This window comes from Streptomyces europaeiscabiei (assembly GCF_036346855.1).
Classification (GTDB): domain Bacteria; phylum Actinomycetota; class Actinomycetes; order Streptomycetales; family Streptomycetaceae; genus Streptomyces; species Streptomyces europaeiscabiei.
Map to the genome: position 1 here is coordinate 76,647 of NZ_CP107842.1, position 22,581 is coordinate 99,227.

The 22,581-nt window shown below is 68.6% G+C and carries 21 protein-coding genes; 10 read left to right on the top strand and 11 right to left on the bottom strand.

Annotation, left to right across the window (positions count from 1 at the left end; all coding sequences use genetic code 11):
• Nucleotides 1-68 precede the first annotated feature (68 nt).
• Nucleotides 69-2,126 carry a coiled-coil domain-containing protein gene (locus OG858_RS47250; protein WP_330346619.1) on the bottom strand — a complete coding sequence of 686 codons (2,058 nt, stop codon included), beginning with the start codon at nt 2,124-2,126 and terminating at the stop codon, nt 69-71.
• A gap of 929 nt (nt 2,127-3,055) precedes the next feature.
• Nucleotides 3,056-3,805, bottom strand: a complete 750-nt coding sequence (locus OG858_RS47255; protein ID WP_330346620.1) for a P-loop NTPase family protein — start codon at nt 3,803-3,805, stop codon at nt 3,056-3,058.
• A gap of 218 nt (nt 3,806-4,023) precedes the next feature.
• Between OG858_RS47255 and OG858_RS47260 the strand changes: the two genes are divergently transcribed.
• Complete coding sequence (locus tag OG858_RS47260; RefSeq protein ID WP_330346621.1) at nt 4,024-4,257, top strand: hypothetical protein; 234 nt, start codon at nt 4,024-4,026, stop codon at nt 4,255-4,257.
• 70 nt (nt 4,258-4,327) lie between these two features.
• Here the strand turns inward: OG858_RS47260 and OG858_RS47265 are convergent, their stop codons facing one another.
• Genes OG858_RS47265 through OG858_RS47280 form a run of 4 tightly spaced genes read right to left on the bottom strand, consistent with a single transcriptional unit; the run spans nt 4,328 to nt 7,583 of the window.
• Nucleotides 4,328-5,434, bottom strand: a complete 1,107-nt coding sequence (locus OG858_RS47265; RefSeq protein WP_330346622.1) for a hypothetical protein — start codon at nt 5,432-5,434, stop codon at nt 4,328-4,330.
• Between the two features lie 13 nt (nt 5,435-5,447).
• Nucleotides 5,448-6,110 carry a hypothetical protein gene (locus OG858_RS47270; protein WP_330346623.1) on the bottom strand — a complete coding sequence of 221 codons (663 nt, stop codon included), beginning with the start codon at nt 6,108-6,110 and terminating at the stop codon, nt 5,448-5,450.
• Nucleotides 6,107-7,126, bottom strand: a complete 1,020-nt coding sequence (locus OG858_RS47275) for a C40 family peptidase (RefSeq protein ID WP_330346624.1) — start codon at nt 7,124-7,126, stop codon at nt 6,107-6,109. The genes OG858_RS47270 and OG858_RS47275 overlap by 4 nt, the downstream gene beginning before the upstream one ends.
• A gap of 13 nt (nt 7,127-7,139) precedes the next feature.
• A complete protein-coding gene (locus OG858_RS47280; protein ID WP_330346625.1) occupies nt 7,140-7,583 on the bottom strand; it encodes a helix-turn-helix domain-containing protein in 444 nt (147 codons plus the stop codon).
• Between the two features lie 331 nt (nt 7,584-7,914).
• Between OG858_RS47280 and OG858_RS47285 the strand changes: the two genes are divergently transcribed.
• The 8 genes from OG858_RS47285 to OG858_RS47320 are packed head-to-tail and all read left to right on the top strand — an operon-like array spanning nt 7,915 to nt 16,007.
• Nucleotides 7,915-8,364, top strand: coding sequence for a DUF6668 family protein (locus OG858_RS47285; RefSeq protein WP_330346626.1), 450 nt, complete (start codon nt 7,915-7,917; stop codon nt 8,362-8,364).
• Nucleotides 8,357-8,659 (top strand): hypothetical protein, encoded by a 303-nt coding sequence (locus OG858_RS47290; protein ID WP_330346627.1) that lies wholly within the window; start codon nt 8,357-8,359, stop codon nt 8,657-8,659. The genes OG858_RS47285 and OG858_RS47290 overlap by 8 nt, the downstream gene beginning before the upstream one ends.
• A 22-nt stretch (nt 8,660-8,681) precedes the next feature.
• Nucleotides 8,682-9,431, top strand: coding sequence for a hypothetical protein (locus tag OG858_RS47295; RefSeq protein WP_330346628.1), 750 nt, complete (start codon nt 8,682-8,684; stop codon nt 9,429-9,431).
• Nucleotides 9,431-10,792, top strand: a complete 1,362-nt coding sequence (locus tag OG858_RS47300) for a hypothetical protein (protein ID WP_330346629.1) — start codon at nt 9,431-9,433, stop codon at nt 10,790-10,792. The genes OG858_RS47295 and OG858_RS47300 overlap by 1 nt, the downstream gene beginning before the upstream one ends.
• Entirely contained in the window at nt 10,779-12,278 is a 1,500-nt protein-coding gene (locus OG858_RS47305) for an SCO6880 family protein (protein ID WP_330346630.1), read from the top strand. Before OG858_RS47300 ends, OG858_RS47305 begins: the two co-directional genes overlap by 14 nt.
• Nucleotides 12,279-12,295: 17 nt before the next feature.
• Nucleotides 12,296-13,741, top strand: coding sequence for an ATP/GTP-binding protein (locus tag OG858_RS47310; protein ID WP_330346631.1), 1,446 nt, complete (start codon nt 12,296-12,298; stop codon nt 13,739-13,741).
• Nucleotides 13,738-15,504: a type IV secretory system conjugative DNA transfer family protein gene (locus tag OG858_RS47315; protein WP_330346632.1), complete on the top strand. Its 1,767-nt coding sequence runs from the start codon at nt 13,738-13,740 to the stop codon at nt 15,502-15,504. The genes OG858_RS47310 and OG858_RS47315 overlap by 4 nt, the downstream gene beginning before the upstream one ends.
• Nucleotides 15,501-16,007 carry a DUF4913 domain-containing protein gene (locus OG858_RS47320; RefSeq protein ID WP_330346633.1) on the top strand — a complete coding sequence of 169 codons (507 nt, stop codon included), beginning with the start codon at nt 15,501-15,503 and terminating at the stop codon, nt 16,005-16,007. The genes OG858_RS47315 and OG858_RS47320 overlap by 4 nt, the downstream gene beginning before the upstream one ends.
• A gap of 77 nt (nt 16,008-16,084) precedes the next feature.
• Here OG858_RS47320 and OG858_RS47325 read toward each other — a convergent pair whose 3' ends face one another.
• The 5 genes from OG858_RS47325 to OG858_RS47345 form a co-directional block, all read right to left on the bottom strand.
• Nucleotides 16,085-18,331, bottom strand: a complete 2,247-nt coding sequence (locus OG858_RS47325) for a hypothetical protein (protein ID WP_330346634.1) — start codon at nt 18,329-18,331, stop codon at nt 16,085-16,087.
• A 14-nt stretch (nt 18,332-18,345) separates the two neighbouring features.
• On the bottom strand, nt 18,346-19,818 hold the full coding sequence (locus tag OG858_RS47330; protein ID WP_330346635.1) for a relaxase/mobilization nuclease domain-containing protein: 1,473 nt from the start codon (nt 19,816-19,818) through the stop codon (nt 18,346-18,348).
• A gap of 2 nt (nt 19,819-19,820) precedes the next feature.
• Nucleotides 19,821-20,135 carry a hypothetical protein gene (locus OG858_RS47335; protein ID WP_330346636.1) on the bottom strand — a complete coding sequence of 105 codons (315 nt, stop codon included), beginning with the start codon at nt 20,133-20,135 and terminating at the stop codon, nt 19,821-19,823.
• 828 nt (nt 20,136-20,963) lie between these two features.
• The gene (locus OG858_RS47340; RefSeq protein ID WP_330346637.1) at nt 20,964-21,968 is read right to left on the bottom strand and encodes a zeta toxin family protein; all 1,005 of its coding nucleotides are present in this window, start codon (nt 21,966-21,968) and stop codon (nt 20,964-20,966) included.
• The gene (locus OG858_RS47345) at nt 21,965-22,246 is read right to left on the bottom strand and encodes a hypothetical protein (RefSeq protein ID WP_330346638.1); all 282 of its coding nucleotides are present in this window, start codon (nt 22,244-22,246) and stop codon (nt 21,965-21,967) included. Before OG858_RS47345 ends, OG858_RS47340 begins: the two co-directional genes overlap by 4 nt.
• A gap of 141 nt (nt 22,247-22,387) precedes the next feature.
• Here OG858_RS47345 and OG858_RS47350 point away from each other — a divergent pair, with 141 nt between their 5' ends.
• Nucleotides 22,388-22,579 (top strand): DUF397 domain-containing protein, encoded by a 192-nt coding sequence (locus OG858_RS47350; protein WP_330346639.1) that lies wholly within the window; start codon nt 22,388-22,390, stop codon nt 22,577-22,579.
• The last annotated feature ends 2 nt before the right edge of the window (nt 22,580-22,581 follow it).

Consider the following 22,581-nt stretch of genomic DNA (forward strand, 5'->3'; position numbering starts at 1 on the left):
AGCACGAAAGGGGGCCGCCCTACCGGGCGGCCCCCTTCGCCGTGTGCATTGCTGTGTAATCGTCCCGTCTATGTGAGCGCGGGCTCTCGGACAGCTGTGCGGTCCTGTGCACGCTGCTGTGCAGGCAGTGCAATCACCTGATGGCGGGCAAGCTCCGCACGGAAGTCAGAGAGCCAACGGCGGGCAGTGCTCGCGTCCCGTTCGTCGCCGGCTAGCTCCTGGTCAGTGGGCTCACGACCCTCGGTGTGCACCGTGTGCAGGTACAGCTCCCAGCCGCGCACCTTGGCTTGACTCGTCCAACGCGGGGCCGTCGGCTCCTCCGGGCTCGTGAGGGCCTCTAGCAACTCGTCCCGCGCTGCTTGGAGCACGACGTGGGCCGCGTTGCGGTGTCCCTCGGCCTCCTGCGCTTGTGCAAGTGCGGCGGCAGCCCGCTCGTTTGCCCTGCGGGCCTCATCCTCGGCCCGCTCCTTCTCGCTGGCCAGGCGCTCAACCTCGGTGATCTTCTCCTGCCGCCGCTCAGTGAGCTGCCTGATCTGCCCCTCGATCGCGGTGTACTGCTCGGCGAGTTCGTTCACCCGGCGCTGAGCGCGCTCCACGTTGGTGGCAGCACTGCTCTGCGCTTCCTCAGCTCGTTTCACCTCCTGGCGAGCCTCGTCGACCCTGCGCTGTTGTCCGTCGACTTCGCCGCGTAGTTCGTCGGCACGGGACTGGAGGGCGGACACTTCATCTCGAAGTCCCCGTTCGCGAGACTCCCCAGCGTTCACATTCGTCTTGAGCTGTCCCGCACGGCTCCTGAGCTGCTCGATCTCACCCGCGAGCCGGTCACGTTCGGCCTCAGCCTGCCGGAATGTCTCCTCGGCCTCGGCTGTCTTCTCCTTGGCCTGCCGTGCCTCACTGTGGGCGTCCTCCGACGCCTTCCGGGCCTGCTCCAAGGTCGTCTTGGCCTGCGTGAGTTCGTCGGCGGCCTGACGGCGGATCTCCTCGGACATCCGCTCAGCTTCAGCCTGCTCTGCGAGAGCCTTGTCCCTTGCCTGTTCTGCCTGCTCGCGTTCCTTCTTCGCCTGAGCCGCACGGGCGCCCTCTTCCAGAGCTGCGACGCTGGGGACGATAGAAAGGTCTTCGAGCATGGCCACCATGCCCATGGGATCGGCCTTGTCCATGCGTGCCAGGTCAGCGACGCGACCTCGTGCGGTGAGGTGCCGGGCGAGCATCAGCTGAGCCGGGGTGTCACCGGCGATGCCGGCCACGTCGATGGCCAACTCGGCCTTGCCCCGAAGCTCCTCAGCCGCAGTAGCGGCGTTCTTCAGCTCCCTCTCGCGGTCCCGCTGGGCCTTGCGGCCGACTGCTTCCGGAGCCTCACGGAGGGCGTCGGCCCGGTCCAGGGCCATCCCAAGTTCGTGGATCTTGCGTGCGGCGCGGCGGATACGGGCGTCTTGGTGGATCACCCCGTCTCGGCTTGTGGCATCGAGGCCCAGCTGAGCGAACACCTGTGCCCAAACGTGCACGTAACCAAGCTGCAAGAGCCGGACCAAGCCCGGGGTAACGTCCTCTTCGTCCTCATCGGAGTTGGCGGACATCTGCTTGTCCAACTCGTGCTCGATGAGCTTCGCCGAGACGGGCGGCACGAGAGCGAAAGCCACCATGGACACCCAGTTGCCGGGTGCGTGGGCCGCGTTCATGACAGCGCTGGCCGTGACCAGGCCCCACGCCATGCGCCGAGTCCTTCTCATCGGCCGTGTCCAGTGGCTTTCCACCAGCGCAGATCGATACAGAGACACGAAGCATGTGGCTTCAGCAAGGTCCCAAATAGCCATGAATGGGATTGCGAAGACGACGGGGAGTTCCATCGAGTCAGTCGCAAACCCATACAGGCCGTAGAGCGATACGAGCATGCCGCAGGCGCCGAGGAAAGCGAGCGGCCCGGCTGCGGCCACGGTTGCGCGTACGGCCTCCCCTCGGCCGTTCTGGGGGGTGCTGGCGGGCACCTGGAGCCCACCCCGCCCACGTCGTCGCCGGAGCACCGTGTAGAGCGCCAAGAGAGCAAGGGCGGCAACAGCCGCGGCGGCAGGCGTCGCCCATTCGGGCGCCAGGCCGAGCTGGCGGCTGAGCTGCGATAGTTCGGGCATTTCAGGGAGAGTCATCGGACTTCACCCGCTTGAGCGATAGTTCCTCGCCAGGCCATGCAGCCCGTACTCTGGTGATGCATCGGGGAGTCCTCTCCTCGGCCACCGGCTCCGGGCCTGCCCGCCAAAGCGAACCCGGAGCCGCTCTATGTTTTTGCACGCATAAGTGCATAACGGTTGTGCCATCAAAAGCGCGTGCACTTTCACTGCCATAACCGTGTTGCACAAGGCGTCATCGTAGCCACACAGCCCTGCACTACAAGGTGCACGGCCTGCACGACCCGCTGCACTGCGAAGTTTGACGCTTACACAGTTTTGCACTTATGCATGCATAAGTGCAACGAGAGATCTCCTGCTGACGGTCGTTCACCAACCACCCTGCGCACAGCTGCACAGGGTGCTGCACACCGCTGCACAGGCTCCTGCACAGCGGTGCACCGCCCTACCGGCGGGGTCGCCCCATCTTGCCTGTGGGTTGCACAGGCTCGCCGAGCATCTGCACGATCTCGCCCGGGGTCATCTGCTGCTCAAGCCGAGTGAGGGCGAGCCGCAGAACCGCAGTCGCAGGAATCCTCTCCTGCCTCGCCGCCCCAGCCTCGGTGACTCGCCACAGAAACGACTCGTGCTCGGGGTTCGGGTAGAACGGGATCGACTTCGGTCGCGATGACTTCTTGTCGACCGCCTCGGTGATCTCAGGCTTGCTGGGAGGCGGAGGGGACGCGGTCTCCTCTTTGGCAGGGAGCACCTCCGGGGTCGCTTCTGACCGGCGACGGGCTTCTTCACGCTGCTGCCGCTCCTTCTCACGCCGCGCGAGTTCCTCACGGCGGGCGGCCTCACTCGCGGGCTTGCGAGGGTTGCGCGACTCGCCGGCTGTGCGGCGGCCTCCGTCTCCACGGCGGCGGGCAGCGGCCTCGTTCTCCAGATCATCCAAGCTACTCGCCATAGTTGATCACCGCATCCACCAGACCATCCATGGAGCCTACGAAGCGCATGGCCCGCTTCGGCACCGGTTCGGAGGACACAGCTACGTTGATCCGCCGACTCCGGAGCCATGACTCATCGTGAACAACAGGGCCTGTCGGGAACCCGCCGTGGCTGCTCGTGATCGTCCTGAGCTGCTTGCGCGCCCAAGATGGTGGCGCTGAAACCTTATTGGGAGTGATGAGCAACGGGTGACTCGTCAGCTCGTCCACCATTCCCTCAAGAGCGTTGAGAGACTCTTTCGTCAGCACTGCCGGCACAACGGCGACGTTGGCGGCGTTCACCGCCCCGTAGGTGGCCTCACAGCCACCCGGGTGCGTGTCGACGACTACGGGCCGCTGCCACTCACGCGCCCACTTGAGCAGAGCATCCGTCACGGCCTCCCTATCCGGCTGCTCATCCACCAGGCCGGGGTAGGACGGCACAAGGTCAGCCATGCGGCGCCCCTTGACTGGCCTGGGGACCGTCCCGTTCCTGAAGGCATCTTGCATGGGATACCGAACGTACTTTTCGTACCGGTAACCCATGGACCGAGAGCTACAACCCCGGTCCCAATCGAGATCCACCAGGACGGCACCCAGCAGATACGCAAGCTCGCGGGCGAAGGTGGACTTACCGTCGCCCCCCTTCCATGCAGCGGCCGTGACGATGGGCGGCTGTCCGCCGGTACCCTCCGCCCACTCCACAAGACTTTTAGGCATGCACGACATTATGCGGGCATAAGTGCTCGCGCCCCTTGCCCTATCAGGCTCCCCATGGCGTATCTTGCACTTGTACATGCATAAGTGCATAAGTGTCGGGCTGTTGACCTGCACAAACTTAAAGAGGGGCCGGGCTGGCACCCGACCCCTCACGTTTCGGCCTCCGACGGCGGTGCGTCTCGTCGTTCGGGGCCTCGATCCCTGTGGAGGATCTGCAAATGACTGTACGTGAGGATGCGTTCACGGCTGCCGAGTTGCTGGCTGGGGACGCTGCGGCCGCCGCGGTCCGGGAGGTCATGACGCTGCCTGCGACGCAGGTGGCTGAGCTGGTGGCGGAAACGCTGACTGGTGACCCGTTGGTTCAGCTGGCGGCAGCGGTGCTGGGAGATCGGTACGTCGACCGCTACCAGGCGGCTGCCGTCCTCGGCATGACGCTCCCGGCATCGGCGTAGCGGCACTCCGCCGGTCGGACGACGAAGGGCGGGGCCCGGACTTCGGTCCGGGTCCCGCCCTCCGTTGGTGTCAGCGTGCGGCGGGAGGGGGTGTGCTGGTGTCCCGGAGTTGGGCAAGGCGCCGGACGGCCTTGTCGTACGCCCGACCCTGCGGGCCGGGGATGCTGGCGCGCATCCGGACGATGGTCTCGCCGGTGGTGACGGCCTGGGCTGGGTCCTGGATCTGGAGCCATAGGGCGTGTGCCCGTCCGGCGGCCTCGTCGGCGGCTGCCTCTTCGCGCTGCAGGGCCCACCGCTCGGCAACATCCCGGTAGAGGCTGCACGCTCCGGGGAGGTCACCGCGCCGTGCGGTGAGGTGGGCGAGAACTTCGCGGGCCTGCAAGGCGGAACGGTGACTCGGGCCGTGCTCGCGGGCGGCGGCCTCGTCGAGGGCCGCCGCCATGTGAAGAGCCTCGTCAAGGCGTCCGGCCTGTTCCAGGGCCCGCACCCGGAGATAGCTCGGGATCTGTGGTTGCGCGGCGGCGATCCGGGGGTCCTGCCGGGCCGCGGGGGCAGGCAGGGGAGTGGGCTGCGAGATCACCGGCGGGGCCGGTTGGTGGGCGGGTGCCTCCTCGGCAGGCCGCTCGTGCTGCTCGGTGACCTGGAGGGTCCGGCGGGTTGCGCGGACGCGGACCGTCTCGTCGTCGGGGGCCGTACGCGGGGCGCGTACCCGGACGGTCCGGTCGTCCTCGGGTTCCGCAACGGTGGGGATGACGAACGGCGTCGCGGGCTGGGGGAGCGATGCGGCGGGCTGCCCGGCGTCAGCCGGAGGGATCGGCGCCGGCTCGGGTGCCGGAGTGCGCTTCGCGGACCGGCGGGGTGAGGGGGCGGCGGTGCCGCGTCCGTTCTTCCTCTGGCGCCCCCTGGTCTTCTTGGCGGCCACGGCGGCGCCGGCTTCGTGCACGGTGCCGTCGGGGTCGATCTGTAGCGGCCACATGGTGCCGTCGTCGTCGACCGCGTCAGCCAGGACCGCGCGGGGAGGTGCCAGACGGGCGGCGATCGCCGCGACGGCCTGTATGGCCTCGGCCCGGCCGGCGTACGGCCCGGCCGGGGCTGCGGGGCCGGTGACGGTCACGGTGCCGTCGGCCTGGGCGGCGAGCTGGTAGCGGGGCCAGGCGGGCACAGGGGTGCTGGTCATCGCCGTGTCCTCCTCACTGGAAGGTGACGGCGTTCAGCCGCCAGGGTTTCGACGCCGTGGCGCGGGTGAGTTCCGCGAACGCCACGTGGACCTCCTCGCGGCCCTTCCACCCGTCGCGGCCGGTGGGGGTGAGCGTGATGGTCCACTGGCGGTAGGCCGTGCTCGGGGTGTCGTTGGGGCGGCCCGCTTCCTCGGTGAGGGTGAGCCGGGGCCTGGTGTAGGCCTTGTGCTCGGCCCAGGTCGTCCAGTCGGTGCCGGGCTGGGAGCGGGAGACCGCCGCACGCAGCTGCTCGGCGTAGGAAGTGGTGCACCACCCGGCCTCCGCGGTGCGGCGGCCGGCGTCGTTGCGGCTGGTGTCGATAGCCGTGTCAGAGGTGGTCAGCGCGGTCAGCGCGGCTTTGCTCACGGCGGTCGCGTCGCTGCTGTCGACGTCGGCGGGGGAGGGGATGCCGCCTTTGGGCTGGCCGGTTGCTCCGGTGGGCAGCGGGGCGGCCTCGGTGGCGTCGCGGGGCAGCGGGTAGGGGCCGGTGCCGCTGGGGGTGGGCTCCTTGGGCGGGGCGGCGTCGCTGCCGCTGTCGTCGCCGCCGAATGCGCCGCACCCGGTGGCCAGTACGGCCGCGAGCGCGGCGGCCGCGGCGGCACGTCCGGCGCGGCGCCTGGTGGTCGTGGTCTTCACCCGATCCTCCGGATCGTCATGGGGCGGCTCTTGTAGTACGGCTCGTCGAGACTGCTGATCTTGACGCTGTCGCCCGTGCGCGGCGCGTGCACGAACTGCCCGTGGCCGACGACAACACCGATGTGGTCGAAGCCGCCGCCGTTCAGGCTGAACGCCACCAGATCGCCCGGCTGGGCGTCGTCGCGGGAGACGGCCGTGCCTTCCTTGGCCTGGTACTGGCTGGTGCGGGGAAGGGTGATCTTGCCGCCGGATCCGTGGTAGACCGCGTACTGGGTGAGCGACGAGCAGTCGAATCCGATGGTGCCCGCGCCCTGGGCGATGCCCCGGGTGGGGCCGCTGAGGCCTCCGCCGCCCCACGCGTAGGGTGTTCCGATCCACCGCTTGGCCTGGGCGGCGATGCGCTGGCCGAGCGGCCCGCCGGTGTCGTCCCCCTCCTCGATCCGGCTGTACTGCGCGACGCGCTCCATGATGCGCTCCACGTACGTCTGCGTCTCGATGTACGGGGGGATGCCCCCGTACTGCTCCACCGCGCCGGGGCCCGCGTTGTATGCCGCGAGCATGAGCCGGGTGGGGTCGCCGTCGAGGTGGTAGCTGCGCACCTTCTTCATCAGCCAACAGTCGTAGCGGGCCTGGGTCATGATCGCGTCGGCCGGGGTGAAGGGGTCGGCCTTGCCGTCCTTGTCGGCGTCCACACCCCAGCTGACCCAGGTACCGGGCATGAACTGGCTCAGACCCTGGGCGCCCACCGGGCTCTTGGCGTTGGGGTTCCAGTTGGATTCCGCGGAGATCTGAGCGGCGATCAGGGGCGCGCTCACCCCGTCGCAGGTCGTGCCCGCCCGGATGATCCAATCCACGTACTCGGGCGGCACCTTGTCCGCGTTGAGCGCGGTGGAGCTCCCGGCCGGCTTGCTGTCGTCGGTGTTCTCCATCGCGCCGCCGAGAACGCTGAGCCCGACCATGAGCATGCCCAGGGCGCCCGCGACACCGACGGCGATCGGCCCTCCCTTGGACGTCACCGGGCGGTCCCCCTCACGGTGTTGCGGATGCGTCCGGCGCGGGGGCCGTCGGTGGTGCGCCGTCTATCAGGGCATTGATCTCCCGCGTACGGAAGCGCCACGGTGCCCGGGGGCTCGGGGAGGTCTTGAAGGCGGGCAACAGCCCTTTGGCCGCCAGCTGGGCGATGGTGGCCGGGTCGTACCGGAGCAGGGCCCCGACCTCGCTGGCCGTGAGCACCTCGGGGGGCTCGGAGAGCAGGGGCGGGAGTTGCCCGTCGCCGGGCCGTCCCTGCATGACCGCCACGATGCGGCGTTTGTCGAACCGCCAGGCGGCCCGGTCCGTGCCGACTCGAAAGGCCCGAAGCGTGCCCCACTCGGCCCTCCGGGCAACGTGCACCGGGCTGACCCGCAGGATCTCGGCGACCTCTGCCGATGTCAGCACGTCCGCATAGGTTGCCAAGGGTTCGCGATCCGTCATGTCCGCGCATCCTAGTCACACGTCTTCCCCCATGACACTTCATCCCGAATGAGCATCAACTTCTCGTTGAATGCGATCTGTTGTTGGCACGTAACATCTTGCAACATCAGATAGCACTAGGTCTAGAATGTTCGCACATCGTGAAGAGGCAAGGGGGCGTGCTGTGGCGAGCGATTCGCCGAATCCGTGGCTGACTCAAGCGAGTTCAGATGCACAAGACGTGACTACCGCACACCCGGTTGCACAGGCAAACGGTTTTGGGCGTTCTCTCGGCCCTCAGCCCGGTGCCGTACCGCCGCCGCAGCACGGACTTCCCGTTGCTCCTGCATCCGTGGCACCGCAGGGCGGTTGGGCCTGGCTCGGCTGCCACGGCGGCGCCGGGGTCACCAGCCTTCAACACGCCCTCCCCGGCGGCTACGACGCCGGACGCATGTGGCCCGCGCCGGTCGCCAACCTGCGCCACCCCGTGGTGCTCGTCTGCCGCTCCAACGTCGCCGGGCTGACGGCCGCTCAGAATGCTGCTCGGCAATGGGCATCCGGGCACGTCCAGGGCGTCGACCTGCTCGGCCTAGTCGTCCTCGCCGACGCTCCGGGCAAGCTGCCCCGTCCGCTCAAAGACCTGTTCCATCTCGTCAGCGGCGGCCTCCCGCGCACCTGGACGGTGCCGTGGTTGGACGCCTGGCGGCTGGGCGAGACGCCCTCCGCCGACCAGTCCCGCCGGCTCGGCGCCCTGCAACGCGACCTGGCCCGTCACAGTTCGGAGAGAACCCAGCATGCTTGACCACATCTCCAGCACCAGCCACGCCTTCCGCGCGGCACCCTCGGCTACGCCCTCGCCCCTGCCCGACCCGGTGCCCGTGACCCCGCCGGGCTCGGAGGACTTCGTTCAGATCATGAACTGGGTGGCGTGGGGTGTGGCGTCGCTGTGCATCCTCGCCCTGTTCGTCGTGGCCGGCCGCATGGCAATGGCCTACCGCAACGGGGAGGGCTACGAGGCCGCGTCGGGGCTCGCCAAGGTCATGGTCGCCTGCGTGATCATCGGCTCCGCCTCCAGCCTCGTCGGCTTCCTCGTCTGACCCGACCACGACAGGATCTGTCATGTCTGCGTACGACAACCGGCCCCCCACCCCTCCGACCGGCGACGACAGCCCATTTCGTCAGCGCTGGTTCGTCGTCTCCGCCGTGTTCATCGTCGCGGTGATCCTGCTCGGTGCCCTGGTCGTCATCACAACCGGCGACAGCAGCGGCGACGAAGCCGCCGATCCGGCGCCCGCTCCTTCGGCCACCACCGCCGCGTCCTCCCCCGCCGACGGCTGCGCGGGCCTCTCCGACAAGGACACCGCTCTTCCCACCACCGCTCCGAAGGGCGTCACCTGGGGCCTGTTCCGCACAGTCGCCCTGCCGGTCTCCGGAACGGCAGGCCCGGCCGCCGCCGACGGCGACATGACGACCTGCTTCGCGCACACCCCCACAGGTGCCCTGATGGCGGCGGCACAGATCAGCATCCGCTCGATGCTCGCCGCCAACTGGGAGGACGTGTGGGTGAAACAGACCTTCGGGGACGCCAAAGACGCCCAGCTCGCCGCGCTCCGCGACGAGCTGGGCTCCTCGCCGCTGCCGGAGCCAGCTCCCGGTGAGCTGGGGCAATTCGCCGGTTTCCGCTTCGTCACCTACGGCGGTGACACCGCCGTGATCGAGCTGCTCACCCGCTTCTCCGACGGCGCGCTGAGGGTGAACACCGCCTCAATGCGCTGGCATGACGGTGACTGGCAGTACGAGGTGTCCAGCACCGCTCAGCAGCGCGTCGTGTCCTCCGAAGAGGGCTTCATCGGCTGGGGCGGTGTCTGATGGCGGGGGTCTGTGACAGCCTGGTCGGAAAAGTCCCTGTCATCTGGGCGGCCTGTAAGGCCAAGGACTCGGTGGGGGAGGAGGTCAGCGAGGCCGCGGGCAACGCCTTCGACGACATCGTCCGCTCGTTCGCGGATGCCGCCGGCAGCCTGATCGAGACGCTGGCCACGAGTTGGCTCGGCATGGACTCGCCCACGCTCAGCAGCGACGGCGGGCCCGTGGGCTTCATCTTCGCCCATACGCAGTGGCTGACCATGTGGGTGTCCGCGCTCACCCTCATGATCGCGGCTGGCCACATGGCCTGGACCCAACGAACCGAACCGATCAGGGAAGCGGCCACAGCCCTGTTGCGGGTGGTCTTCGCGGGCACCGCGCTCGTCGTGGCCGTGAACGTGCTGATCTCGGCCGGTGACAAGTTCTCCGTGTGGATCGTCAACCAGTCCACGCAGTGCGGCGGGGGCACCACCGCCACCAAGGCCTGCTCGCAGGCCTTCATGAACGAGGTGGTCACCGCGTCCATCATCGCCCCGCAGAAGGGGCAGATCATGGGCCTGGTGCTGGTGTTCGCGCTGCTGCTGATCGTCGGGTCGGTGGCGCAGATCGGGTTCATGCTGGCCCGTAACGCCATGCTGATCGTTCTGGTGTCCACCCTTCCGCTGTCGGCGGCGGCCTCCGGCACGCCCACCGGCCGCGCCTGGTTCCGCAAGTCCATGTCGTGGCTGGTGGCGTTCGTGCTCTACAAACCGGTGGCCGCCATCGTCTACGCCGCGTCGTTCGCGAGCCTCACCCAGGGCGGCGACTCGGCGGACGACACGAACCTGATGGTGCAGATCTCCGGCGTGGTGCTGCTGGTCCTGGCGGCCCTGACGCTGCCCGCCTTGATGCGGATCGCTACCCCGCTGGTCGACGCGGTCGCCCAGGGCGGGCAGGGCTCGGCATCGAGCGTGCTCGGTACCGCCGGCGCCGTCGCCTCGGGCGCGGTGTCCATCAAGACCGGCGGTGCCTCCAAGGCGGCCGCCGGGGCGGGCGGCGGCCGGGGCGCGGCCGCCGCGTCCGGCTCGCAATTGGCAGGCAACGGGGGCAAGGGCCGCGCCGGGGGCGCCTCCGGCGGCGTCCGGACAGGAAAGAGCGGGGCCGCTCAGCCCGCCGGCTCGCAACCCTCCGGCGCCTCGTCGGCACAAGCCCCCGCCGGGGCCTCGTCGGCGTCCTCCGACGGAGCACCGCGTTCCTCCTCCGATCCGGCTCCTCAGCCGGTTGGCGCCCCCAACGGGGCCGTATCGCGGGACGGCGGCACGCACGTGATCGCCCCGCGCACCGCCGCGACCGACACGAACGAGGAGGGCCCCCGTGGCAGCGGCTGACACCAAGCCGGAACCGACGTACGGCAACTGGCGGTCCCCTCTGCGCAGCGGCATGGGACGGCTCTCCCTCGGCGCGACCGTGATGCTCCTCGGCGGCCTGGTCGTCATCGTCGCCGTCACCCTGGTCAGCTTCGCGCTCGCTGTGTTCGTCGGGCTGCTTCTGGCCCTCGTCCTCATCCCGATGACCCTCCGCGACCGGCACGGAAGGACCGTCATGGCCCGTATCCACGCTCGCCTCTCCTGGCGACGGACTGTCAAGAAAGGCGCCCACCTGTACCGCTCGGGCCCCCTGGGACGCACCGGGCACGGCACCTGCACCCTGCCGGGCCTGGCGGCGGCCTCGACGATGTCCGAAGCCCAGGACTCCTACGGCCGCCCCTTCGCGCTGCTGACCTACCCCACCACCAACCATCACGTCGTCGTCCTGAACTGCGAGGCCGACGGGGCCTCGCTCGTCGATCAGGACCAGGTCAACGAGTGGGTCGCCCAGTGGGGCAGCTGGCTGGCCCGCCTCGCCCATGAACCCGGCCTCGTCGGGGCGAGCGTCACCGTGGAGACAGCCCCCGACTCCGGGATCCGGCTGTCGCACGAGGTGACCAGCAACCTGGACCCCGACGCGCCCGCGCTCGCCCGGCAGATGCTCACCGAAGTCCTCGCCGAGTACCCGACCGGGTCCGCGCAGATCACCACCCGGGTCGCCCTGACCTACTCTGGGGCCGCCCGCGGCGGCCATGAGCGTAAGGACGCCGGCGACATGGCGGTCCTGCTCGGCAACCGCCTTCCCCACTTGACGGATTCGCTGGCCAGTACCGGGGCGGGCACCTCCCGGCCGATGACGGCCGCCGAACTCGCCGAGACCGTCCGCGTCGCCTATGACCCCACCGTGGCCACCCTCGTCGAACAGGCACGGGCCGACGGCGGCACCGGCCTGGAGTGGCACGATGCCGGGCCCTCCAGCGCCGAAGAGGCCTGGGACCACTACCGCCACGACACGGGGGTGTCGGTGACCTGGCAGATGTCCGAAGCACCCCGCGGCGAAGTGTTCTCCAGCGTCCTCGGTGCGCTGATGGCGCCGAGCGACGACATCGCCCGCAAGCGGGTCACGCTCTACTACCGGCCGCACGACCCGGCACAGGCCGCGAAGATCGTCGAACAGGACAAGCTCGACGCCAGGTTCCGCAGCAATCAGGCACGTGCCGCTCAGGCCCGCGCGTCCGTTGCCCTGCGGGCTGCCGAACAGTCCGCGCAGGAAGAAGCACGCGGCGCCGGTGTCACCCGCTTCGCCCTGGCGGTGACCGCCACCGTGGCGGCGTACACGGACCTGCCCAAGGCGCGGGCAGCCGTCGAGGACCTCGCGCCCCGGTCCCGGATCCTGCTCCGGCCGGTCAACGGCTCGCAGGCCTCCGCGTTCGCCTCCGTCCTGCCCATCGGCCTGGTGCTCCCGGCTCACCTGCTGGTGCCCGCCGCCATCCGCGACAACATCTGAGCGTCTGGAGATACCCCGTGGCGTCGACCACCCCGAAACCGCCGCGCGTCCGGCGGCCCGGCCTGCGCGGCTGGGCCGGGCCCGGTGGCGGCGCCCAACGGCTCGTCCAACCCCACCCGGAATGGCGGGGCACCACCGTGCAGACGTGCGGACTGTGGCCCTTCATCGCCGGCTCCGGCACCCCCATGGTCGGGGTGCCGCTGGGCCGCAGCATCCTGACCGGCTCCACGGTCTGCTGCGACCCAATCTCCTGGTTCATGCGCGCCGGCCTGATCCACAACCCGTCCGGGTTCATCCTGGGCCAACCCGGCCTCGGCAAGAGCACCGTCGTCCGCCGCATGGCCCTGGGCCTGGCCGGATACGGGGTCCTGCCTATGGTCTTCGGTGACCTCAAACCGGACTATGTGGATCTCATCCGCGCCCTGGGCGGACAGGTCATCACCCTGGGACCGGGCCGCGGTTTCCTCAACGTCCTCGACCCCGGCGACATCTCGGCCGTGGCCGACCGGCTCACCGGAGAGGCCCGCCGAACCCTGCTCGCCGACTCCCACAGCCGCCGCCTCAACATGGTCTCGGCGCTCATCACCATCCTGCGTTCCACCCCGCCCGCGGACCGTGAAGAAACCATCCTCGCCGAAGCCTTGCGCGTCCTTGACGACAAGCACGACGGCACCCCCGTCCTCGGCGACCTCGTCCAGGTCATCAAGGAAGCCCCCGAACAGGTCCGGGCGGTCGCCCTCGACCGCGGCAGCATCGACCGCTACCGCGACATCACCGAATCCCTCGAATCTTCATTGACCGCGCTGCTCGGCTCGGGACGGCTGGGAACGACGTTCTCCCGGCCCACCAGCGAACCGATGCGCCGCGACCGGCCGGTGTGCTTCGACATCTCCGGCATCGACGACGGTGAGGAACTGCTGCAGGCGGCCGCACTGCTGTCCTGCTGGTCGTACGGGTTCGGCGCGGTCACCGCCGCGCAGGCCCTCGCAGATGCCGGGCTGGAGCCCCGCCGCCACTACTTCCTCGTCCTTGACGAACTGTGGCGCGTCCTGCGCGCCGGGCGCGGCCTCGTCGACCGCGTCGACGCCCTGACCCGTCTTAACCGGCAGCGCGGCGTGGGCACCATGATGGTCACGCACACGATGAAAGACCTCCTCGCGCTGCCCACGGAAGAAGACCGGCTCAAGGCCGGCGGATTCGTCGAACGGTCCGGCATGATCATCTGCGGCGGCCTGCCCCGCGACGAGATGCCCCGCCTGACACAGGTGGTCGACATGACCCGCGCAGAACAGCAGATGGTCAGCGGCTGGTCGACCCCGCCCGGCTGGGACAGCAAGGCCGAACCCCCCGGCCGCGGCAACTTCCTGATCAAAGTCGGCGGACGGCCCGGCATCCCGATCCACGTCGACCTCACCCCGAGCGAACTGGACGTCAACAACACCAACCGGCGGTGGACCAAGTGAGTTCGACCTCGAAGCGGCGCGGCCCCGGCCAGGACACCAACGGCCTGCTCCTCCTGGGCGGCTGCTCCCTGCTGCTGCTCGGTCTCGCCGTCACCTGGACCTCCGCGGCGGCCGGCGCAGCGCTCGGCGGCACGGCCGCCCCTCCGAGCAACCCCTTCGCCGTGCCGTTCAATCTCGCGGCGGGCACCTACCAGTGGCCCGGCCTGTGGGCCACTGTGGTCCTGGTCGCCGAGCTCGTCGTCCTGGCCGTACTCGGCGTGCTGGTGCTCCGTGTCGTACGCAAGGCCTCTGCCCACCGCAAGCCCATCGATGCGGCCGCCCGGCACATGGGCAAGGGCCGTGACCTCGACAAGATCAGCGCGAAGACCGTGGCCGCCAAGGCGGCCAGGCTCGGCGTCGCCGACGGCGTCGCCCCCGGCGTCTACCTCGGGCTGTCGGTGATCGGCCGTCAGCCGCTCTACGGCAGTGCGGAAGATACCTACCTGGCGATCTGGGGCACCCGGTCCGGCAAGACGACCACGCTCGCCATCCCGGCCGTCATGCGGCACGGACAGGCGCCGGTGCTGTGCACCACCAACCGCCGCGACCTCGTCGACGCCACCCGTCTGCCGCGCTCGCGGGTCGGCGAGGTGTGGGTGGCCGACTTCCAAGGCCTCCTCGGCGAGGAGCCCACCTGGTACTGGGATCCGCTGACCTACGTCACCGACATGACCAAGGCGGCCCGCCTCGCAAGCCACTTCGCCGCCGACACCCGCGCCCCCGGCGCCCAGACAGATGCCTACTTCGACCCCGCCGGCGAGGAGCTGGTGGCGAACATGCTGCTGGCCGCCCGGCTGGACAACCGGCCCATCACGCAGGTGTACCGCTGGCTGTCCAACCAGCGCGACGACGAGCCGTATCTGATCCTTGAAGAGGCCGGTCCCGACTACCGGGCCGCCGCCGAAGGCCTCCACAGCATCCTTAACGCGGCTGACAAACAGCGCTCTGGCGTCTACGGCACGGCGATGAAGAACGTGGCTTGCCTGCGCGACCCTCGGGTCACGCGCTGGGTGACCCCGCCCGCCGCGGGCGAGCTGTCCAAACAGCGCTCGTTCCGGCCGGACGAGTACGTACGCAGCACCGACACCCTGTACCTCGTCTCCCGCGAGGGCACCGGCAGTGCCGGCGCCCTGGTGACCGCTCTGACGGTGGCAATCTGTGAGGCCGCCGAAGAGTTCGCCATGCAGTCGCCGGGCGGCCGTCTGGCCCGGCCCCTCCTGCCGGTCCTCGACGAAGCCGCGAACATCTGCAAGTGGAACGACCTGCCCGACATTTACTCGCACTACGGGTCGCGCGGCATCAACATCATCACCATCTTGCAGAGCTGGGCCCAGGGCGTGACGGTGTGGGGTGAGTACGGCATGGAAAAGCTCTGGGCCACGGCGAACATCACGAGCTATGGCGGCGGCGGCCGCGATGACCGGTTCTTCCAACGGATCTCCGCCCTGGTCGGGCAGTTCGAGCCGCTCACCTACTCCAAGTCCCGTCAGCCGGGCGGACACCCCAGCAACCCGCTCGTCTCCAACGTGTCGACGACGATCGGCAGCCGTCAGGAGGAAATCCTCAGCCCCGCAGATCTTGCCGCCGTCCCCTCCGGGAGGGCCGTGCTGTTCGTCTCGCAGACCCGCACCACCCTCGTCGAGACCAAGCCCTGGTACGAATACGACTGGGCAGATGAGGTGACCGCCTCCATCAGCCAGTACGACCCGGGGGCCACGCAGTGACCGACATCGTCGACGAGTGGGACGACGCCCCCGCGGCTGGCGATCCGGGCAACGGCAAACTCGCCGGGAAGAAGAACAAGGGCAAGAAGCGCGGCAAGAAGAAGCCGCCGCCGCTCGTCTTCTCAAACGTGGAAGTCTTCGTCACCGACTACCTCGCGCCCACCTACCGCCGCAAGATCAACGGCTCTACCGCCGTCTGGTGCCCGGAGTGGTGGCGCCACCCCGAAGCACTCCAGCGGATCACCGCCATGTGGCGGGCCTGGGAGAACCTGCGGCACGATCCCGCGCTAGGTCTGTCCACATGGTTCCTCCAGCACGCCGACCCCCATATGCGGGTGCTCCTCAACCCCGACAACGGCCCGTTCAACGGGTGCAGCCCCAAAGACGGCCACAGTCTTCGGCCGTCGCTCCCACTGCCGGTGAAACCAGCCGACCCCGCCCTGTGGCTCTCTCCCGCGTTCAGCGCCAACAGCTCCGCAACCGACACCGACGACGACAGCTGAGAAGCCACGCATAAAGGGGTGGGGGTCAGACCGCTTCCGGTCTGACCCCCACCCCTTTTCCCTACCTGTGCGACGGGCTAGCGCTCGATGTCGGACCCACGCTCCCGGCCTGCTTCATGGCCGTTGCCCGCACTCCGCGACCCTCTGCCCGCCGGGGCCGCTGTCGCGGCCTCAGCACCCTCCGGGAAAGCCTGGGCAGCAACCCGCACCGCTTCGGCAACCTCCGTGTCGCTCATCGCTTCCAACGCCGCCTCAGCGGCCTGCCGCCGTCCCTCGTTCGGATCCGCCTCGGCCTCCCTCGGCTCCTCTCCCGCGCCATGCACGGCAGTCCCGTCGGCATCGCCGGCGTCCCGCTCGGCGTCCTCACCCGTGCCCGCTTGCCGTGGGGATTTCGGCTGGCCCAGCTCCTCCCACACAGCCGTGTACACATCGCTGCCAGGCGGCAGTGTCCGCTCTCCGGTGCGGTATCTGCGGCACTCTGCCGTGAATGCGCGAAGCGACACCCGACGCGCGACCGGGGCCGGCTCCGGGCGGACGATCGATGCCGGCGAGACACTCGCCGTAGAGGGGATGACGCCCGCGGCGGGGTCCGTGCTGCCTGGTGTAGCGAGAACCTGCCAGGCCTGGGCGTCCGCGGCTACCTCCTGAGCGACGGCGGCTAGCTGCTCCCGGGCTTCTCGGTGCAGGGGTTGACCCCAACGGCTCTGGTACTCGTCCGCGAGGTTCTGCGTCACCTGGGCGCCCCTGCCCTGAAATGCCTGTGCCCTGACCCCAGCATCCTGCCCGCTGAGCCACAATCCCTGGTCGTGCAGAGCCAGGCCCTGACCGCCCACCGCCATCGCCTCCGCGACCAAGGTGCTGGCCTGCTGCTCGTACCGCGTGCGCTGCGGGTGCCCTTCGGGGAACCGGTCGGCGTTGGTGTTGAGCCGAGCGGCCTCGCCGAACGCGTCGTAGGACTCAGTGAACAAGGCCTGAGCCTGCGCGCGCAGGGCCTCGCCCTGGGCTTCGATCCGCATTGCCGGACCGGGTGCCTGGCGGCCGCCGAACAGAGCGGCAATTCCGTCGGGGTCAATGTTTTGGGGGACCGTCAGTCCGTGATGCTCGGCCAGGCTCTCCCGCAGAAACTCGTGTGCCTCGTCCCGGGCTCTGCCCTCCTGCCAGCCGCCGACGTACTGCCACGTGCCTGCGATCTCAGCCGCGCTGGCCGTGTCCCACCATTCCGCGTCCAGGTTCTCGCGCAGACCGGCGGCGTCGAGGACATGCTGAGGGTTCTCACCGCGCAGCGTGGCTGTGGTCACCGCCAGCCGAAGCGCGGTGTCTGCCTGCTGCTGACGCAACCCCGGCAGGCCCTCGTCGATCGCGGCGACATTTCCCGCCAGGCGTGTACGGGTCTGCCCGTCCACCCCGTCGGACTCCAGGCGGGCGGCATAGTCCGCGCGCCGGGACAGGCGCCGGTCCTCCTCCTCTGCGAGCGTGTCCAGCTCGACGGACAGGGCGTAGAGAAGCTCGGTGTCTGAAGCCGACTCCGTCCCCGCCACAACGGCCTGCCGCCAGGATTCCGCGTCAGCAAGCACTTCTTCCGCACGATCGCCCCGCAGCACTGCGGAGGGCACGTGCGCGGCCCTGGAGGCGCCGGTGTTCTCGACGAGTTCCACCGCATAACGGTCGTGGCTGTTGGCGGATTCGGCGCCGTCTGCCGAGCGGGCCCACTCTGCGTAAGCCCGTCCGGCTGCCGCGTCCACAGGCATCCCCGCCGGCACACGCATCTCGCTACGGGACACCACACGCGCGGGGTCGTTGAGGTCTCGGATGATGACGGCATAGGAAGCCTCGCGTTCGGCCTCCGCTGCCGTGCGGGCCTCCTTCAGAACCTGCCGGAACTCGGGGTCGGCCACGCTCAGGATCCGCGACAGTTCCCCGCCGCCCACCGGCCATTCTGGCGTCTCAATGCCGAACCGGTCGCGTAGATTCTCCCGCAGTACATCGAGGGTGTAGGCGGCGTACGGATCGCTGGCCGCCCACTCGCTGGCCGCCTGCCATGCCTGGCCGATCCGGCGCGGATCGGCGTCCCTCCAGAACCGTTCCTGATGCACGCCGCTCAGCACGGGCTGAACGGCGGAACGCTCGGCCCGCACCCGTTCTGCCATCTGCGCGGCTCGTGTTTCGGCCTGCCTCTGCGCGGCCTCGTACCGCTGGCGCCGCTCCTCCACGATGCGCTCAGCGATGAGCGTGGCAACCAGGATGGTCAGCCTGGCCACGTCGCCGCCGAGCTGAGACCCGGCCGCATACACCTCGCTCGCGTTGCGGTCGTACACCTCGGCCATGAAAACCCTCCCGTTTAGCGGCCGTTCTCTGCACCGCGGTCAGGCCCGTGCGGCCCTGGCCCACGACCCTGCTCAATACCCGGCAGCGGTAGCGCGCCGGGACTGTCCTGCATCGCTGCTCGGCTCTGCTGCCACCGTTGCAGATCCCCACGGGCCACACCCTCGATCCGAAGAGCCTGGTCCCGCTCATCCCGCGCCTCATGCATGGCATGAATCCCGCGCAGGGTGTTACGCAGAGCCATGACGAACGCAACCTGGCCGGCAACAGACGAACGCGAGTAGTGCGCTGCCATAGCGGCTCCTCTCAACTGGCCCGGCTCCACAGTCAGCGGGGCAGAACGGCAATCCCTGGTGCGCTGAGCCGACCGTGCCAGAACATCGGATGCCCGCGCCAGAGGGCCCGGCCGCTCGCCCTCCATACGGGCGCTCAGCACAGCGAGCACACCGGAGGCCTCGTAGGCCGCCTGCGACCACCGCACCACGTCGTCCACAGGAACGGCCTTCAACTGCTCACGCATGTGTTGAATCTGCTGTGCAGCCATCTCCCATGCGGCCTCATCACGCAAGAGCGGGTTCGTCATCCGCCCACGCCGGACTCCGCGCTCAGACCAGGCCGAAACTGCCTCCGTCGGGTCTGCTCCAGTCCACTGCTGCCGCAGCTTCGACAGGGTCAGATCCCTCCCCAGCTTGCCGCCGCCGTACCAGACCACAGGACCGGAATCATCACTGCGCAGGGCAACGGAATACCCCACTACCTCCTCGCGTCCGCCGGTCCTATAGCGCGGCCTGGCGATCACCCCGGAGGCGCGCAGATTGCGGACGAAACTCGCCTCGTCCTCGGCGGTCGCGGCCGCCGCACGGACACGTCGGGCCAGTGTGAGCCGGGCCGGCTCCGGCAAACCCCGCCGGTCGGCGGATTCCTTCTCGCCTCGCTTGATCCCGGGCATGGCCCGGCCGTTGGCACGGCCTTCCACGATCCGAAAGCCCATGTCGCGATCGATCTCTCCGCACAGTGCCTGCGCCCGTGAATAATCCCGCCACACATCCGCCTTGGTCCCGTCCGTACGCACGAGGTTGACCACGAGATGAATGTGATCGTTGCCTTTCAGGCTCGGCCCGTGATGCACGGCGATCCACCGACACGGCGCCTTCCCCGAAGCCTCGGAGAAACCCATACCGTTGACGACCCGCTGAGCGACGTCTGCCCACTGCTCATCCGTCAGCTGCCCGTCTTCCGGCGGCAGCGAGATCGAGCAGTGCCACACGTAACCGCCAGGGATGTCCGTCTGGAACAGAGTCCGTGGTGCGTCGAGTTCCTCGGCCAGGCGCTTCAGCTCACCCTCGCCCTCAAAGTACGGGGCACCGGGGGCAACGATGTCGGCCGACGCGGCGATGAGCCGCTGGTTCTCGTGCTCGTTGGCGTATCCGGGCCCGTACAGGTACCGAATCAGTCCCTCTGACTCACCCCCGCGGGTGATGTTCGGCATGCTCACGACGTGCGATAGCTCTCGGCGATGTCGTCCACCCTCCCGACGGCGACAGCGGCCCGCTCCAGCACCGCCCGGATCTCCCTCGTCGGAACGTCCACCTCACTGTTGAGCTTCCTGGCGATCTGGTTGACGTTGTTCGTCAGGTTGGCGAGCAACAGCTTGATGCCGGCCAACTCCTGGTGGAGAGCCTTCCGCTGTGTCTTGGTCAGCGGGGGTACCCCACTGGTCGCCTCGACAAGGGCCCGGGGAACGCTCACCCCAAGGGCGATGGCCCGTCCCTGAATCAGCGCGTACTCCTCGTCGTTCATCCGCACGAAAGCAGTGTGGCGCCGTCCGCCTTCCTCCCGTCGGCTCCGTCCGCCCGGAGGTACGGCCCGGCGTTTCGACTTCTCCTCGCTCACGCCCTCACGCCTCCCTCTCAGCGAAGCGACCCCACCTGTGGGGACCACACGTCAGTGTGCCAGCAGTCGCCGCCGTCAGGCGACTGCCAAGCGCAATCAGATATCTGATTGTCTAGCTTGCTCCCTCTGAGTTTCGGATGATCTTGAAGGGAAACCCAGGGGGAGCTGATGGCACAAGCGGCCCCACCAGCGGCGGTCCTCCTCGCTCCTCGGCGTCAACGCATCATGTGTGGAGGGCCGGTTCTGGTGGGGGAGTGAAGGAACTCGATACGCTGCGCCCATGACTAACGACCCCTCGTCCTCACAGACTCCGCGGAGCGTGGCCGAGTCGCTCATGCAAGCGCGGCTAGATCTGGTCGACGTACATGCCGCGAACGTGGCCGCTGAATCGACGCTGCGCGAACAGCTCACAGATCTGGAGCGTGCAACCGCACGCAGTTGGGCCGACATGCTGGCTGCTGGCTGGACACCTGACGAACTCAAGCGGATGCAGTTCAAGGAGCCCAAGGTGAAAGCTCCGGGCCGTCCACGCGTCAGCAGTCGTGGCAGCAAGCCTTCAGCAGTCACAACCCCAAGCGCAGCGCCCCCCGCGGTCCCCGCTCAACCCGCTCCATCCGCAGTGCCCCAAGAGCCTGCTCACCCTGGGTCTGTCTGAGCAACTGGCTTACACAACTGGAGGGGCCCCGCCTCACCATGGCGGGGCCCCTCCATCTGTGCTCACCCCTTGAGGGTGTGGTGGTGTCAGCGTCCGCTGTCGATACCTTCTCCTCTCTCTGACTCCGGCTCCGGCCCGGAAGACTGCGGGCCGCCAACGGGATCTCGTGTCGCCTCCTTTGCAGCACCGGGAAAGGCCAGAGACATCAGGTCACGGCTCGCCTGCACCTCAGCCTCGGTCGTCTCTCTCAGCATCGGCCCGGCCAACCGGTCGACGCTCCTCAGTCGAGCTATCCAGTCGTCGCCCTGGCCGTGCTCGACCGCTGCCCGCCGTCGAGCGAAATCTGCGCGCACATCCCTGTCCCATGGCCGTGCTCTGGTCTCCTCGACGACCTCAGCAATGCTGCGGGCCGGTACCCAGGTTCCAGCCTCCTGGCGGCGCTTGCTGAACACCACGCCCTCTGGCCCGACGACGTGCAAGGCGTCTGCCACACCTCGTCGCTCGATCTCCGCCATCACGACAGGCGTATCCTTGATGACCTTCTCCTGAAGCTCCAGGGACACCAGCATGCCGGCCCCCGCCCCGGCTTCGACGGTCTGCATGTGCCGGTGCATCACACCCAACTGAGAAAGCGCCGGATGCAACGCGGTGTATGCCAACTCAACCTGGTAGCCGGACTCCTTGAACTCCGCGATGCGCGACAAGGTGAAGTCCAACCCCGTATAGGGCCCAACTACCATGACGTCAGCGTGACGCTCGCGTACACCTGCGAGGGTCTCGGTGTACATGAACTCAATGTCAGAGGACACTTTCTTGCCTGCCTGGAAAGTGTCTCCCAGCTCGCTCACAAGCTGCTCGTAGCGAGGGTGGAAGGCAAACAGATCGTCTCCCTCCAGAAGCAGGGCGCCTTGCATCCCCAGACTTCGGGCGACGACCGGCTTGAGCGTCGTCTTCCGAGAGCCCTGTGCCCCACCAAAGACGGCGAAACGAGGGTTCTTCGAGGAGTCGGGAGCGAGCAAGGGAAGAAACTCGTCCCGGACGATCGCCCGTGCCTCGCGATCCGTCAGAATGCGTGGCTCCTTCTCGCTCACTGCTCGCCCGCCTGAACCGCGGCGAGCAGTGCAACAAAGTCACGGTTGATCTCATTCACACGCGCTGTGTGCCCGGCGGTGAGGTCGCGGCGCTCGACCACGTGTGCACTCCGCAGGTCCTTGAGGCGGTCAGCTTCTTGCGGTGCCGTGCTGGAACCAATGCGAGTGCTGTACGCAGCGATGACTGCGGAGAGAAGTGCGCGTGCACTCTCATAGGCATCCATCTGTTTCGCCGTCCACGGTGGCGGCATCACCTGATCGCTTCTGGGTGTCGTCATAGCTGCTGCCATTCCCGGCGGCCAACTGCGCCAACCACCAACCCACCTACGGGTCGTCGGCTTAGACTCACTCCCGCACAGCCGTCGCTCACCGCTCTCCACCTAGCAGTCCTTGCCCGCGTATCCGCAGAGAGGTTCTCGATGACGCACTTGTCCAAGGAATGGCGCAAGAGCACTTACTGCAACGACACGTTCAGCGCCTGCGTGGAGGTACGCCACAGCACGGCCGGCGTCGACATCCGTGACTCGAAGGACACCTCTATTCCTCCCTTCTCCATGACCTCTGAGGCCTGGAGACTGTTCGTCGCTGGGGTCAGTCAGTCCTCCTTGTGATC